The following is a 14,629-nucleotide window of genomic DNA, read 5'->3' on the forward strand; positions in this document are numbered from 1 at the left end:
CGCCGAGACGGCCGCCCTGCCCTGGGTCCGCGCCGGTCGCGAGGACGTGCTCGCCGCCGGCGCGCTGATCTGGGGCGAGGTCCTGCGCGCCGTGCAGGAGGCCTCGCCCGGGGTCGTCGACGTCCGCTCCACCGCGCACGACATCCTCGACGGCATCGCCCTGGGCCTCGCCTGAGTCCCTTCGTCAGGCGGTGAGGGCGCTCCCCGAGTCGCGCGGGAGGCGTGCGGCGGCGGCGAGGGGGACGAGGGTCAGCGCCGTGAGGACGAGGAAGGCGACGCGGTACGGGACGAGGCCCGGGCCGAGCGCGGTTCCGACAGCGAGCGCGACGGCTCCCACCGCGACTCCGAATCCCGCCGCGATCTGCTGCGTGGTGGCGTTGAGGGTGTTCGCACCCGACATCCCCTCCTGCGGCACCTCGGCGAACGTCACGGTGTTGTACGCCGTGAAGCCTGCCGAGCGGGCGACTCCGCTCAGCACCAGCAGCGCCACCACGAGCGGCACCGGAGTCGCCGGAGTCAGGAAGGCCATCGTCGCCATGCACGCCGCACCGATCGCGCTCGCGGCGACGAGCACCCAGCGGAAGCCGAGCCGACGCAGCAGGCCCGTCGTCGCGGGCTTGATCGCCAGATTTCCGGCGAAGAGCGCCAGCACCACGGAGCGGCCTGCACCGGGCTCCAGCCGAAGGCGTCCTGGAACATCAGCGGCAGCAGGAAGGGCACCGCGTTCACGGTCGCCCGGTAGAGCGATCCGCTCGCGTTCGCGACCCTGAAGGTGCGGAACCGGAACGCGTCCAGGCGCACCAGCGGATGCGCGGCGCGGCGTAGATGCCGCACGGCGAGCGCCGTCACGACCAGGCCGATCGCTGCCGGCGCCGCGGCACGCCCGTCCAGGTCGGCGCCGGTCAGGAGCCCCGCCGCTCCGACCAGCGACCCGAGCCCGACCGCGACCAGCACCAGCCCGGTGACGTCCAACGGAGGCGGTGCCGACTCGGCGGTTTCGGGGACGATCCGGCGCGCGATGACGAACGCGACCGCGCCCAGCGGCAGGTTGATCGAGAAGATCCAGTGCCAGGAGGCGACCGTGGTGAGCAGGCCGCCGAGGAACGGCGCGATCACGGGGGCGACCAACCCCGGCCAGACCAGGATCGCGATGGCCTGGATGATCCCCTGCCGCGGCGTCGCCCGCAGCACTGCGAGCCGACCGACGGGAACCATCAGCGCGCCACCGACTCCCTGGAGCACGCGGGCTCCGACGAGCAGAGGGAGCGTGGTGCTGAGCGCGCAGAGGAGCGAGGCGAGGGTGAAGACGGCGATAGCGGTCGTGAAGACGCGGCGCACCCCGAAGCGCTCGCTGAGCCAGCCGGAGGCGGGGATGAGCACCGCGACGGTCAGGAGGAACGCGGTCACGGTGACCGACACCGCGGCGGAGTCGACGCCGAGGTCGGCGGCGATCGCGGGGGCCGCCGTGGTCACGATCGTGGCATCGAGGTTCTCCATGAAGAAGCAGCCGGCGACCAGAAGGGCGAGAGAGCGGTGACGGGGGTCCGTGGGGTCCTCCTCGGTGTAGGGCGGTCGGCGGCGAGCGTAGCGCCCCGGCGCCGTGTCCGCCGGGCCGCTCCCGTCGGAGGATGAGTGATGCAGCAGACACCAGGACGATCCAGCTCCGACGCAGGGAGCTGGCGGATGGTGTGATGGACGACTTCCTCGCGTGGTTTCCCGAGTGGATCGTGCCGGCGCGCGAGGCCCACGGCTTCCGGATCGAGTTCGCCTACGCCGACCGCGGGGCGAACGAGTTCGTCTGGGCCGTCAACACGGCGGGGGACGCCGCCGCTTTCGCGGCGGTCGAGACGTCGTCTCTGGCCTCGCCCGAGCGTGACGCCGCCTACGCCGGCCAGCCCCAGCGCAGAGCAGTGCAGCACGTGCGGCTGGTCGGGCGCATCGTCTGAGCCTCGCGGCGGACGGCAGCGGCGGGGCGGGGCCGGTCAGCTCCGGGCACGCGCACGGCCGCGAGTGCTCCCCGGATCGCGAGCGATCCCACGGCCACCGAGGCCAGGGTGCCGAGTAGCCGCGCTGCGACGTGCTTCGGAGTGCCGAGCCCGGCCCGGTCCTTCGGTGTGGGCAGCGCGGCCGGCGCGAGCGTGCGGCCGGCGGCTCCCGCCTCGGCCATGTGCGCCAGCCGGCGCAGCGTCTCGATGTTGCGGAGCCACAGCCCGGCGTGCAGCAGCGGGCGGGGGACGAGCGTGCCCGGCCCCTTCACGGCCGCCTCGTGGATGCGCACCTTCGCACCGCGGGGGTGCGGCTCCACCTCGAGGCGCACCCGCGCCTCTCCCATCGGCCAGCCGGCGGCCTGGATGATCATCCGGCGAGGCGGATCCCACTCGAGCACCGTGGTGCGGTCGTCGATCACGAGTGGCCACAGCCCGAAGGAGTGGTGCAGCCGACTGCCCACGTGCGGGAAGTCGGCGTCGACCCGCCTCATCCGCGACGCCCCGACGACCCAGCTGGGAAAGAGCCATCCGGAGGCGAGAACCGCGAAGACGGACTCGGGCGGGCAGTGGAAGACGCGGGTGTTGCGGGACATCGCGGGCTCCTTCGTGTCGTGACGGTGGTGGCAGCCGTGGTCGAGCGGTGCTCCCGTCTCCGGGCTGCGCGAGAAGAGGACGGGCGGAGGACGGCGGAGTCTCAGCCTCCGCGCGCCTCGGGCGAGAGGTCGGGGGCCTCGCGCACCCCGAACTCGTGCCGTAGGGCGCTCCGGGCGGCGTGCCAGCCGGCCATCCCGTGCACGCCGGGACCGGGCGGAGTGGACGAGGAGCAGAGGTAGAGGCCCTTCGCCGGGGTCCGCCACGGGTCGGGTGCGGGTACGGGCCGCGCGAGAAGCTGCACGACGCTCGCCGATCCGGCCGCGATGTCGCCGCCGAGGTAGTTGGGGTTGTAGGCCTGCATGTCGCGGGCCGTCATCGAGGAGGCGGCGAGCACGCGGTCGCGGAACCCCGGCGCGAAGCGCTCGATCTGCGCGGTGATCGCCTCCTGCTGGTCGGCGGGCGAGTGGCGCGGGACGTGCGTGTAGGCCCAGAGCACGTGCTTGCCCTCGGGCGCCCTGGTCGGATCGGCGATCGAGGGTTGCGCGACCAGGACGTAGGGGCTGCGGCTGTGCCGGCCCCTGACCACGTCGCGCTCGGCCGCCGCGATCTCGGCGCGGCTGCCTCCGACGTGCAGGGTTCCTGCCCGGGCGAGTTCGGGGTTGGTCCACGGCACCGGCCCGTCGAGGGCGAAGTCGACCTTCGCGACGCCGTTGCCGTAGCGGAACCGCTGCAGCACGGCGGCGTAGGCCGCGGGCAGGCGTTCCCCCGCCAGGGCGAGGAGAGCGGTGGGAGTGCCGTCGACGAGGACCGCTCGCGCGGGAGGCAGCTGAGCGAGCGAGGTGACCTCGACGCCGGTCTCGATGGTGCCGCCGTGCGCGCGGAGGTCGTCGGCGAGCGCGTCGACGATCGCCTGGCTGCCGCCGATCGGCACCGGCCAGCCGCGCGCGTGGGCGTAGGCGCCGAGCGCCAGAGCAGCGGCGGCCGTCGACGGGCTGGGCATCGGGCGGATCGAGTGGGCCGCGACCCCCGAGAACATCGCTGGGGCGACGTCCTCGCGGAAGCGCAGGTTCCAGACCGGAGTGCCCTGCTCGAGCACCCGCAGGCCGAAGCGGAGCAGCACGCTCGGATCCGTCGGGATCCGCAGCAGAGCATCGTTGGTGAAGCCCGAGACGCGGTCGGCCCGCTCGGCGAGCGGCCCCATCAGCGCGCGCCATGCGGCTCCGTCGCGGCCCAGTGCCTCGGCCGTCCGATCGAGGTCGCGGTAGGCGATACCGGCGCGTCCGCCGTCGAGCGGATGCGCGTAGGAGATCTCGGGGACGACCAGCTCGATGCGCCGGTCGAGCCCGAAGGCACGGAAGAACCCGGAGGCGAGCGCCATCGGGTGCACCGCCGAGCAGACATCGTGGTGAAACCCCGGGAGCGTCAGCTCGGCCGTTCGCGCGCCGCCGCCGATGGTGCTGTTGCGCTCGAGGACCGTGACCGACAGCCCGGCCCTGGCGAGCGTGACGGCAGCGGCGAGCCCGTTGGGGCCCGCTCCGACGACGACCGCGTCGACCACGGTCACTTCCTCCGCAGGGCCGACACGACGCCGACGGCTCCGGCCGCGACGGCGGCAGCTGCTCCCGCGTAGCTCAGGGCGCGGTGCCGGATCATCCAGATCTGCGGCGTCATCGTGTGCGCGCGGTCGCTGAAGAGGCCGCGGGCGCCGTGATCGCCGGGGACGGGCCCGTAGACGTTGTTCGGGAGCATCGGCTCGGTCTTGTCCGGCGCCTGCTGGCCGTCGAAGGCGCTCCGGGCGAGGTACCAGTCCATGAAGCGCCCGGCGAAGCGGTCGCCGAGGATCGTCCCCGCGGTCGGCTCGCCGACCCAGGTGCGCCGGCGCGGCTTGTCGGCCACGTCGGCGATCGCGATCGCGCCCACCTCGGGCTCGTAGATCGGCGGAACCGGCTGCGGGTGGTGCGGCAGCTGCGACTTCACCCAGTTGAACTGGATAGTGTTGAGCGCCGGCATATCGACCTCGGAGAGATGCACGCGGCTCTTCGCGTGCAGCAGCTCGGCGGTGACGGCCTCGGTGAAGCCGCGAGCGCCGAACTTGGAGGCGCAGTAGGCCGCCTGCAGCGGGATGCCCCGGTGCGCCAGCGCGGAGCCCACCTGGATGACGTGCCCGCGGTCGCGCGGGGTCATCCGTGAGAGCGCCGCGCGGGTGCCGTTGACGAAGCCGAAGAAGTTGACGGCCACGGCGCGCTCGAAGTCTGCCGGCTCGGTCGAGAGGAACTCGCCGAAGACACCCACCATCGCGTCGTTGACCCACAGCTCGATCGGACCCAGCTCGGTCTCGACCCGGTCGGCCGCCGACTCGACGGCCTCGCGATCGGCGACGTCGGTTGGGATGCCCAGACCGCGGCGCCCCGACTGCTCGATCTCGGCGACGGTGGCGGCGAGCGCATCCTCGCCGCGCGCCAGCACCGCGATGTCCCAGCCGCGGGCGGCCAGCTCGCGCACCGTCGCGCGCCCGAGCCCGGCCGTGCCTCCGGTGACGACGGCGACCCCGCGGCTCATGCGCGGACCTCGGGGGCGGTGGTGCGGCGGTTCTGCGTCATGGGGCGGGCTCCTTCGTGGGGGCGCGGGATGCGTCGGACTCCCACGCTAGGTGCGTGGACCGCCGAACCGCGCGGGGTTGCGCGCGATCTGTGGAGTGCTCGAGCATCAGGTTCTTGGGGAGGAGGATCACCACCGGCTCCCCAGTCTTCCCCCAGAGATCGGAGCCAGACTGACGCTCGCCCGACGTACGCCGACCGGATAGATGCATGACCCCTCTCCTCGACTTGAGCCTCGTCTCCGGCCCGCTCGTCGTCGTCGTGTATCTGTTGTCGGCTTCGGCCCTGCTCGTCCTCGTCGCGACCCACCTCCGCGCCCACCCGCCCGGACGACCGCGCCGCGCCGCGCTCGCCGTCGCGCTCGCCGTCCTGATTCTGGGTCTTCTCGGCGGAGTCGCGCTCGGCGCGCTCGTCGACGGCCCTGATGGACCCTTCGGCGTCGACTTCACCCCGATCACGCGACTCTGGATCGGGCTCGGACTCGGCGGGCTCGGCGTCGCGGCGGTCGTGCTCGTCGACGCGGCGGGACGGAAGCGGTTGCGCAGAGCCCTCGCCTCGCTCGGAGTCGCGGTGCTCGTGATCGCAGTCGCAGCCATGACCGTCAACATCGACTTCGGCCAGTACCCCACGGTGCGCAGCGCGCTCGGCATCAGCGCCTACTCCGATTCGGCCGACCCAGTGGCCGCAGCGAGCGGTCCGCACTCCGACCTGGCCACGTGGACAGCTCCCGAAGGAATGCCCGCCGTCGGCACCGTGTCGACCGTGACCATTCCTCCGACCGCCTCCGGCTTCGCCGCGCGGGACGCCGTGGTCTATCTCCCGCCGGCCGCTCTGACCGCCGCGCCTCCCCTCCTGCCGGTGATGGTGATGCTGTCTGGGCAGCCGGGCTCCCCCTCCGACCCGCTCTCGACCGAGAGGCTTCAGCAGACGCTCGACGCCTACGCCGCCGCGCATGCGGGCCTCTCGCCGATCGTCGTGTCACCTGATCAACTCGGCGACCCGGACAAGAACCCGATGTGCGTCGATTCGTCGCTGGGGAGGTCCGCCACCTACCTCACGGTCGACGTGCCGAACTGGATCCGCGCCAACCTCCCGGTGCTCGGCGACGCGCAGCACTGGGCGATCGGAGGCTTGTCGGAGGGGGGCACCTGCGCAATCCAGCTGGGTGCCGGCTTCCCGACGCTCTTCGGCAACATCATCGACGCCTCGGGGGAGCTGGCGCCGACCCTCGGCAGCGATGCGGACACCATCGCTCGGGGCTTCGGCGGGGACGCGGCGGCCTACGAGGCCGCCAAGCCGGTGAACCTGCTCGCGAAGAACGCACCCTTCACGGGGACGGTCGCGATCTTCGGAGTCGGCGCGAACGACGAGACGTTCCTGCCGGGCGCGAAGACCGTGGCGGCCGCGGCGAAGGCGGCGGGGATGGACACCACGTACCTCGAAGTGCCCGACAGCGCGCACGACGTCACCGCTTGGGCGACGACGTTCGACACAGGGCTCGAGATCCTCTCCGCACGCTGGGGCCTGGTGCCCGCCTCCTGATCGGACGCGCTCGACCGACGCTGGGATACCACCGCTCCAGGGCGCGCCGTGGCCCGGGATCGCCCAGGGTGCGCCGGTGGGCAGCAGGCGCCGCAGCGAGGCGAGCGCTTGATCCGGCTCGTCGGTGAAGGGAACCGGCTGCGACCCAGCATGGTGGTCGACACGAGCTCTCAACCGACGTTCCACGCCCCTCCGAGCAGGGATCAGCTCTGCGGACGCCGCGTCGACCAGAGCGCCCACGCCACCAGAAGCGGCTGGAAGGCCAGGCGGACGGCGCGCTTGCGGTCGGTGTCGAGGCCGAAGGCGCTCGTGCGGGTCAGCCACTGCGAGATGTTGCCGGGGAAGACCGCGGTGAAGAAGGCGGCGGCCGCGGCTCCGACCAGCGGCGCCCGTCGGCGCGCCAGCACAAGGGAGGCGCCGAGCCCGATCTCGACCACACCCGAGGCCAGCACGACCGCGTCCTTGTCGAGCGGCACCCACTCCGGCACCTGCGCCTGGAACTCCTCCCTCTTGCGGGTGAGGTGGCTCACCCCGGCGAAGACGAGAGCGGAGCCGAGGAGCACCTTGGCGCCGGTGCGGAAGAGGGACGGGGAAGAGTTTCGCATGACCTCCATCGTTCCCGATCCTGGCCGACGTCGCCGGGTCGAGCGTCGAGAGCGCACGAATGTGCCGAGCGGCCCGCCTAGTCTGAACGGGTGACTGACCGCATCCTCGTCCTCACCACGGGCGGCACCGTCGACAAGCAGTACTCGCTCGCGGGCGAGCTCGAGATCGGGGCGACCACCGTGCCGCGGCTGCTCGCTCCGGTGCTGACGTCCCTCGAGTTCCGCGTCGAGTCGATCCTGACCAAGGACAGCCTCGACCTCGACGACCACGACCGCGCGCTGATCCGGGAGCGGGTGCTCTCGGCCGAGGAAGACCGCATCGTCGTCACCCACGGCACCGACACGATGACGACGACCGCCGAGGCCCTCGGGGCCGTGCACGACCGGGTCGTCGTGTTCACCGGAGCCATGCAGCCCGCCCGGATGCTCGACAGCGACGCGGCCTTCAACCTCGGGACGGCCGTGGCCGCCGTGCAGCTGCTGCCCCCTGGCGCCTACCTCGCGATGAGCGGGCGGGTACTGCCGGCAGGATCGGTCGTCAAGGACCGCTCGATCGGCGTGTTCCTGCCCGCCTGACCGCCCGGTCGCAGGAGGCCTCGCTCGGCCTCTCGGCGTTCACGCCTCAGCGAGCTCCGCGGTGCAGCTCATGCAGAGTCCGAACACGTCCACGACGTGGTGCGCGTCCGTGAAGCCGTTCTGCGCCGCGACCGAGCGCGCCCAGGTCTCGACCTCGTCGGCGGCGATCTCGACCGTCAGCCCGCAGCGCCGGCAGATCAGGTGGTGGTGGTGCGTACCCGGCGTGCACGCGCGGTAGAGGCTCTCGCCCTCGGGCGACTGGAGCGAGTCGGCCTCGCCTTCGACGGCCAGGTCGGAGAGGGCGCGGTAGACGGTCGCGAGCCCGATCGGCGAGCCGGAGGCGTGCAGCGCGCTGTGCAGACCCTGGGCGCTGACGAAGTCCTCGCGGCGCCCGAGCGCCTCGCGCACCGCCTCGCGCTGCCACGTGTTGCGCTTGACCACAGGACCACCTCCACTCCGGACGACCCGGGCCACGCTACCGCGCCCCGTCGACGGCGAGCCGGGAACGGCTCCGGACGCCCTGGCGCCCGATGGTCCGGCACACCGCGTAGATCGCGAACGAGATCGTCGTCACGTACGGGCTGATGGGGATGGAGCCGCCGAGCGCGAGCAGGATGCCGCCCACCAGCGCGCCCACCGCGAAGAGCACGCTCAGCAGCGGCACGACCACCGGTGAGGCCGAGAGGCGCAGCGCCGCCGCCGCCGGCGTCACCAGGATCGCCAGCACCAGGAGCGAGCCGACGATCTGCACCGAGACGGCGACCGCGAGACCCAGCAGCAGCATGAACGCGATCGAGAGTGCGCGGGTCGGGATGCCGCGCGCGGCGGCCACATCGGCGTCGACGCTCGCGAAGGTGAGCGGGCGCCAGATCAGCGCGAGACCGATCACGACCACCACCGAGATCGCGACCAGCCAGCCGAGCTGCGGGTCGTCGACCGCGACGATCTGCCCAGTGAGCAGGCCGAATTTGTTCGCGCTGCGCCCCGGGTACAGCGCCAGGCAGAGGATGCCGATGCCGAGCCCGAACGGCATCAGCACGGCGATGATCGAGTTGCGGTCGCGGGCCCGCGAGCCGAGCAGCCCGATCAGCACGGCGGCGATCAGCGAGCCGATGACCGATCCCTCCACGACGCCGACGCCGAGCAGCAGCCCCGCGGAGGCGCCCGCGAACGAGAGCTCGCTGATGCCGTGCACCGCGAAGGCCATGTCGCGCGACATCACGAAGACCCCGATCAAGCCGCCGACCACGCCGAGCACCGCTCCGGCGATCACCGAGTTGATCAGCAGCGAGAGCAGCGCCCCGTAGTCCGAGAAGTCGAAGATCTGCGACCAGACATCGGTCACGACGGCACCTCCTCGTGCACGTGCGAGTGGTCGGGGGCGCCGACCACGATGACCCGGCCTCTGGCGCGGATCACGTCGACCGGCGCGTCGTAGAGCTCGCTGAGCACCTCCGAGCGCAGCACCTCGTCGGGCGTGCCGATGCGGAACCGGCCTCCCGCGAGGTAGAGCACCCGGTCCACCATGCCGAGCACCGGATTCACGTCGTGCGTGACGAAGAGGACGCCGAGGTTCCGCTCGCGGCGGTGCCGATCGATCAGCTCGCTGACCGCCCGCTGATGCGCGAGGTCGAGCGCGATCAGCGGCTCGTCGCAGAGCAGGAGCGCCGGATCGCCCGCGAGCGCCTGGCCGACGCGGACGCGCTGCTGCTCGCCTCCGGACAGGCTGCCGATCGGGGCGTCGGCGAACGAGGTGGCGCCGACGGCCTCGAGCAGGGCGTCGACGGCCGCCCGGCGCGAGCGGGAGGGCAGCGGGAGGCCGAAGCGGTGGCCGTCGATCCCGAGCCCGAGCAGGTCGCGGGCGCGCAGCGGAGTCCCCTCGTCGGCGAGCTTCTGCTGCGGGATGTAGCCGATGCGCCGGTTGCCGCGGTGCACCGGAGCACCGAGCACGTGCAGCTCGCCCGTGCTGAGCGGCTGCTGGCCGAGCACCGCACGCAGAAGACTGGTCTTGCCGGAGCCGTTCGCCCCCAGCACTGCGACGAACTCGCCGGCGCGGACATCCAGGTCGACGCCGCTCCAGAGCTCGCGGCCGCCGAAGCGGAGCCCGGCGCCGCGGAGCCGCAGCACCGACGCCGAAGGGCCCGCCTCCGAGGAGACGGGTCCGATCGGGTCGCGCCGATCGAGCCGGCGCCGATCGGGGAGTCGCCGGTCACGGGGCGAGGGCTCCCTCGATGGCGTCGAGGTTGGCGGTCATCCAGCCGACGTAGTCGTCGCCGTCGGGCAGCGTCTCGGTGACGCCGACCGCCGGGATGCCTGCCGCCTTCGCCGCGTCGAGCACGGCGTCCGTCTGAGCGCCCTCGGTCTGCTCGTTGTAGACGAGCGCGTCGACGGTCTTGTCCGAGAAGAGGGCGAGCGTCTCCTGCAGCGTGGTCGCGGGGACGTCGGTGCCCTCCTCGACCGCCTCGCTGAACGCCTCCGGAGTCGCATTGGTGAGTCCGAGTGCGGTGGTCATATAGAGGGGGACGGGCTCGGTGATCGCGATGGAGCGGCCGGAGAGCGTGCCCTTCAGTTCACCCTCGCGCGCGATGAGCGCGTCGAGGCTGCTGTCGAGTGCGGCGACGTTGGAGGAGTAGGTGGACGCGTTGCCGGGGTCGATGCTCGACAGCTCGTCGCCGATCGTCCCGGCGATCGTGCGGACGGCCGAGAGGTCGTACCAGACGTGCTCGTTGAACTCGGCGTGCTCGTGGCTCTCGTCGCTGGAGGCCGCGGCCTGGTCGTGCTCCTCCTCGAGGCCTGCGACCACGGTCGCGGTGACGACGGGCGCCTCGGACGAGGCCGCGTCGAGCATCGTGTCGATGAACGAGTCGTAGCCTCCGCCGTTCTCGACGACGAGCGCGGCGTTCGAGACGGCGAGCTGGTCGCGGGCGGTCGCCTCGTACTCGTGCGGGTCCTTGTCGGGGCTGTCGATGATGCTCGTCACGTCGACGAGGTCACCGCCGATCGCGCTGACGAGGTCGCCGTAGACATTGGTCGACGCGACGACCTCGACGGCGCCTCCGGTCGTGGCGGCGTCGGAGGCGAGAGCGCCGGAGGAGGTGCCGGAGCAGGCGCTCAGGAGGAGGGATGCGGCGCCGAGCAGGGCGGCGGCGGAGAGGGTGCGGGTCTTCACGGGGAGCCAATCTGAGTCCGGGGCAGGACGGTCGAGGTGGCATCACGGTAGCGACTATTGATAACGATTGTCAAAATCGAGTCGCCGAACGGGATCGGGAGTCATCCGGAGACGCACAGGGTCACGCTGCGACACGGTCCTCACTCCCGCCTGCGGCGGCTGGCACAGTCTCTGCAGACCCGCCCGAGAGAGACGAGGACACCGTGACCATCACCGCACCGGCCCCCACGACAGCCGCGCCGATCGACCGCTGGTCGGCAGCTCCCCGACCGGCCACACCCCAGGAGTGGCTGACCCGCGCCGAGGAGGTCGCCGCCGCGCTGGCTGGCGACGCACTCGAGCGCGATCGCGCAGGTGCCGCCCCCACCGCAGAGGTCGCCCTGCTCAAAGCCGCGGGCCTCGTCACCCTGCTCGGCCCGGCCGAGCACGGCGGAGGCGCGCAGGAGTGGACGACCGCCCTCCGCGTCATCCGCACCATCGCCCGCGCCGACGGCTCGATAGGCCAGCTGCTCGGCTACCACTACCTCTGGGCCTGGGCGGCGCGGCTGGTCGGGACCGCCGAGCAGATCGCCGCGGTCGAGCAGCTCGCCACCGAGGGGAACCTCCTCTACGGCGGCGCCGTGAATCCGCGGGACTCCGACCTGACGGTGCGGGAGGAGGGCGACGAGCTGGTGTTCACCGGCCGCAAATCATTCTCGACCGGCGGTGTCGTCAGCGACCTCACCGTTCTCGAAGGCGTCCTCGAGGGCACGGACACCCACGTCTTCGCGATCGTGCCGACCGACCAGGCGGGCATCGTCTTCGGCCACGACTGGGACAGCCTCGGCCAGCGGCTCACCGAGTCCGGCTCGGTCGAGATCCGCGGTGTGCGCGTGCCGTGGGCGGCGGCGGCAGGGTTCGTCGACCGTGTGTACCAGCCGCTCGTCTACAACACCCTCAACGTGCCGACGATCCAGCAGATCTTCGCCGAGTTCTACCTCGGCATCGCGCAGGGCGCGCTCGAGCGCGCCGCGCAGTACACGCGGGAGCGGACACGACCCTGGCCCTACGGCGGCGACGACAAGCAGAGCGCGAGCGAGGAGTGGTACGTGCTCGAGGGCTACGGCGATCTGCAGTCGCGGCTCTGGGCCGATGAGGCCCTCATCGACGCGACGGGAGCCGAGCTCTCGGCGGTGCTGCACGCTCCGCGCGAGGAGCTGACACCGCGGCGCCGCGGCGAGATCGCGGTGCGCATCGCCGCAGCCAAGGCCCGCATCGTCGAGGACGGCCTGGCGACCGCGACCCGCGTCTTCGAGCTGACGGGAGCCCGCGCCACCGCCTCCACGGTGGGACTCGACCTCTACTGGCGCAACCTGCGCACCCACTCCCTCCACGACCCGCTGCCGTACAAGCGCCGCGAGGTCGGCGTCTTCGCACTGCTCGACACCGTTCCGGAGCCCAGCTGGTACACCTGAGTGCCGCACCGCCGCCCTGCGGCCGCGCCTGTTCGGGCTGCGCGGTCGGAGGGCGGCGGCGGTCAGGAGACGCACGGTGCCCACCCACCCGAGACCGGAGGAACGGGCGCGCACCGCGCGTCAGCATCGCATCAGCAGGCGCGAAGCGAAACTCAACGTGCGCGCCCATCACCGACTCCGTCATCACCTCGGTCAGCTGCTCGCGACGGCCTGTGAACACGTCGCCGCGGCCGAGCGTGGAGACCGTTCCTCCCGCCGAGAGACGCAGCTCCCCATCGACGCAGACGACGACCACGCAATCGCGGGAGCGGTCCCCGGTGAGCGGCGGGCGACGAAGACCACCGCGGGTCTACCAGAGCCGAGTCACTTCGACCTCGGGGAATCTCAGCGTCTCGACATTCGCTTTCGAGCCCGCCGGTTGGACGAGTCGCCAGCCCGTCCGGGTCATCCATCCGGGAATGTCCTCATCGCGCTGAGCAGAACTGTCGCCTCGTGCAGAACGGTCGTGCCGTGCAGAACGGTCGCGTTCGACCATATGGATATTCCCCTCCACTCGCCTCTCACCCCAGTCAGGCTGAGTCTTCGTCAGTTTCCCTACTCGGAACGAGATGACGACAGAGAGAGAACGAGAGGACGCCATGACGGACGAGAAGCACAGAAGAAGACCCGAGAAGCCGCGCGAAAGCCGATCGGCCGCGCCTCGTGCTCGGCATTCTGGACCGACGGAAGCGCTTCTCCGATTCTCGCCAGGAGGTCCTCAGGACTAGCGGGTGGCGAGCAGTGTCCCCTGCCGGGGAGGACCGACGGAGGAGAGAGCTGCACTCCGGGTCGGGAACGCCGGGCGACGACGGCGCGTCTCGGCGGGCCCCGGTCGACCACCGGCCGTCGAACCGGTCGCGACATCGCGTTCCGCCAGATGTCCGACGTGCCGTGCGGGCAGTGGTACAACGTTGTAGGTTGACCCCGAGCGGAGGAGGACCGATGGCGGTCACGTTGCACGACGTCGCGCGCGCGTCCGGAGTGTCGATCAAGACGGTCTCGAACGTCATCAACGACTACCCGCACATCCGCCCTGCCACGCGCGAGCGGGTCGAGGCCGCGATCGCCGAGCTCGGCTACAGCCCCAACCTCTCGGCCCGGAGCCTGCGCCGCGGCCGCACCGGGGTGATCGGCCTGGCCCTGCCCGAGCTGAGTCTCGCCTACTTCGCCGAGCTCGCCGACAGCGTGATGCGCGCAGCCGACCGGCGCGGACTGACGGTGCTGATCGAGCAGACGGGGGGCGACCCCGCCCGCGAGCGCAGCGTCCTCAGCTCACCGCGCCGGCAGCTCACCGACGGGCTGCTGTTCAGCCCGCTCGGCATCGACATGACCGACGAACCGGCCCTCGCGGTCGACTACCCGCTCGTCCTGCTCGGTGAGCGCATCTTCACCGAGCGCGTCGATCACGTCACGATGCAGAACGTCGAGGCCGCGCGCGCCGCGACCGCGCACCTGCTCGAGAGCGGACGCCGGCGCATCGTCGCGCTCGGAGCCCACGCGGGCGAGGAGATCGGCTCGGCCGTGCTGCGCACACAGGGCTACCGCGAGGCGCTGGAGGCGGCGGGCGTTCCCTACGACGAGCGGCTGATCGGCCACTCCGGACCCTGGCACCGCCTCAACGGAGCAGTCGCCATGCGGGGCATCATCGAGTCGCGAGTCGACTTCGACGCGGTCTTCGCCTTCAACGACACCCTCGCTCTCGGCGCCGTCAGGACGCTCCAGGACGCCGGGCTCGACGTCCCGGGCGACGTCGCCGTCATCGGTTTCGACGACATCGACGAGTCGCGCTACTCCGTGCCGAGCCTGTCCTCGATCGATCCCGGACGGGAGGAGATCGCGCAGGCGGCCGTCGATGTGCTGAAGGCGCGCATCGACGGCACCGACACGACTCCACACGGCCTGCGCACCGCCGCCTTCACGGTGGTGCCCCGCGAGTCGAGCGCCGCCCGTCGGGCCGGCTGACCGGCTGCGGTCAGGCGCAGATCTCGCGGCGGATCCACTCCCCCGCCTCGCTCACCGGGAGCCGCCCGCGCCGCAGCAGCCGGCTCCACTCGACGGCCCGCCG

General features: G+C 72.1%; 15 protein-coding genes. 5 read left to right on the forward strand and 10 right to left on the reverse strand.

Annotated elements, in window-relative coordinates; translation table 11 throughout:
- Positions 1 to 184: 184 nt before the first annotated feature.
- Together ACH61_RS18405 and ACH61_RS10270 are read right to left on the reverse strand one after the other, a co-directional pair.
- A complete protein-coding gene (locus tag ACH61_RS18405; protein ID WP_236713632.1) occupies positions 185 to 529 on the reverse strand; it encodes a hypothetical protein in 345 nt (114 codons plus the stop codon).
- Entirely contained in the window at positions 517 to 1,497 is a 981-nt protein-coding gene (locus ACH61_RS10270; protein ID WP_236713633.1) for an MFS transporter, read from the reverse strand. The genes ACH61_RS18405 and ACH61_RS10270 overlap by 13 nt, the downstream gene beginning before the upstream one ends.
- Positions 1,498 to 1,628: 131 nt before the next feature.
- Between ACH61_RS10270 and ACH61_RS10275 the strand changes: the two genes are divergently transcribed.
- Positions 1,629 to 1,946: a hypothetical protein gene (locus tag ACH61_RS10275; protein ID WP_068211819.1), complete on the forward strand. Its 318-nt coding sequence runs from the start codon at positions 1,629 to 1,631 to the stop codon at positions 1,944 to 1,946.
- Here the strand turns inward: ACH61_RS10275 and ACH61_RS19075 are convergent.
- The 3 genes from ACH61_RS19075 to ACH61_RS10290 form a co-directional block, all read right to left on the reverse strand.
- Positions 1,883 to 2,581 (reverse strand): SRPBCC family protein, encoded by a 699-nt coding sequence (locus ACH61_RS19075; protein ID WP_068211821.1) that lies wholly within the window; start codon positions 2,579 to 2,581, stop codon positions 1,883 to 1,885. The genes ACH61_RS10275 and ACH61_RS19075 overlap by 64 nt on opposite strands.
- A gap of 101 nt (positions 2,582 to 2,682) precedes the next feature.
- Positions 2,683 to 4,140: a phytoene desaturase family protein gene (locus ACH61_RS10285; RefSeq protein WP_413784036.1), complete on the reverse strand. Its 1,458-nt coding sequence runs from the start codon at positions 4,138 to 4,140 to the stop codon at positions 2,683 to 2,685.
- 2 nt (positions 4,141 to 4,142) lie between these two features.
- Entirely contained in the window at positions 4,143 to 5,141 is a 999-nt protein-coding gene (locus ACH61_RS10290) for an SDR family oxidoreductase (protein WP_068211825.1), read from the reverse strand.
- 248 nt (positions 5,142 to 5,389) lie between these two features.
- On the opposite strand from ACH61_RS10290, the gene ACH61_RS10295 reads away from it, so the two are divergent.
- Positions 5,390 to 6,721: an alpha/beta hydrolase gene (locus tag ACH61_RS10295; protein WP_068211827.1), complete on the forward strand. Its 1,332-nt coding sequence runs from the start codon at positions 5,390 to 5,392 to the stop codon at positions 6,719 to 6,721.
- A 203-nt stretch (positions 6,722 to 6,924) separates the two neighbouring features.
- On the opposite strand, the gene ACH61_RS10300 is transcribed toward ACH61_RS10295, so the two are convergent.
- The gene (locus ACH61_RS10300; RefSeq protein ID WP_236713634.1) at positions 6,925 to 7,326 is read right to left on the reverse strand and encodes a DoxX family protein; all 402 of its coding nucleotides are present in this window, start codon (positions 7,324 to 7,326) and stop codon (positions 6,925 to 6,927) included.
- A 90-nt stretch (positions 7,327 to 7,416) separates the two neighbouring features.
- Between ACH61_RS10300 and ACH61_RS10305 the strand changes: the two genes are divergently transcribed.
- The gene (locus ACH61_RS10305) at positions 7,417 to 7,902 is read left to right on the forward strand and encodes an asparaginase domain-containing protein (protein WP_068211831.1); all 486 of its coding nucleotides are present in this window, start codon (positions 7,417 to 7,419) and stop codon (positions 7,900 to 7,902) included.
- 39 nt (positions 7,903 to 7,941) lie between these two features.
- Here ACH61_RS10305 and ACH61_RS10310 read toward each other — a convergent pair whose 3' ends face one another.
- The 4 genes from ACH61_RS10310 to ACH61_RS10325 form a co-directional block, all read right to left on the reverse strand.
- Complete coding sequence (locus ACH61_RS10310) at positions 7,942 to 8,343, reverse strand: Fur family transcriptional regulator (RefSeq protein ID WP_068211833.1); 402 nt, start codon at positions 8,341 to 8,343, stop codon at positions 7,942 to 7,944.
- 34 nt (positions 8,344 to 8,377) lie between these two features.
- Positions 8,378 to 9,247, reverse strand: a complete 870-nt coding sequence (locus ACH61_RS10315; protein WP_068211835.1) for a metal ABC transporter permease — start codon at positions 9,245 to 9,247, stop codon at positions 8,378 to 8,380.
- Entirely contained in the window at positions 9,244 to 10,029 is a 786-nt protein-coding gene (locus tag ACH61_RS10320; protein WP_236713635.1) for a metal ABC transporter ATP-binding protein, read from the reverse strand. The genes ACH61_RS10315 and ACH61_RS10320 overlap by 4 nt, the downstream gene beginning before the upstream one ends.
- An 82-nt stretch (positions 10,030 to 10,111) precedes the next feature.
- A complete protein-coding gene (locus ACH61_RS10325) occupies positions 10,112 to 11,071 on the reverse strand; it encodes a metal ABC transporter solute-binding protein, Zn/Mn family (protein WP_068211839.1) in 960 nt (319 codons plus the stop codon).
- A gap of 203 nt (positions 11,072 to 11,274) precedes the next feature.
- On the opposite strand from ACH61_RS10325, the gene ACH61_RS10330 reads away from it, so the two are divergent.
- Positions 11,275 to 12,525 (forward strand): acyl-CoA dehydrogenase family protein, encoded by a 1,251-nt coding sequence (locus tag ACH61_RS10330; RefSeq protein ID WP_236713636.1) that lies wholly within the window; start codon positions 11,275 to 11,277, stop codon positions 12,523 to 12,525.
- Positions 12,526 to 13,506: 981 nt separating this feature from the next.
- Positions 13,507 to 14,526 (forward strand): LacI family DNA-binding transcriptional regulator, encoded by a 1,020-nt coding sequence (locus ACH61_RS10335; RefSeq protein WP_068211840.1) that lies wholly within the window; start codon positions 13,507 to 13,509, stop codon positions 14,524 to 14,526.
- Positions 14,527 to 14,629: the final 103 nt, after the last annotated feature.

The organism is Rathayibacter tanaceti (genome assembly GCF_001634385.1).
Classification (GTDB): domain Bacteria; phylum Actinomycetota; class Actinomycetes; order Actinomycetales; family Microbacteriaceae; genus Rathayibacter; species Rathayibacter tanaceti.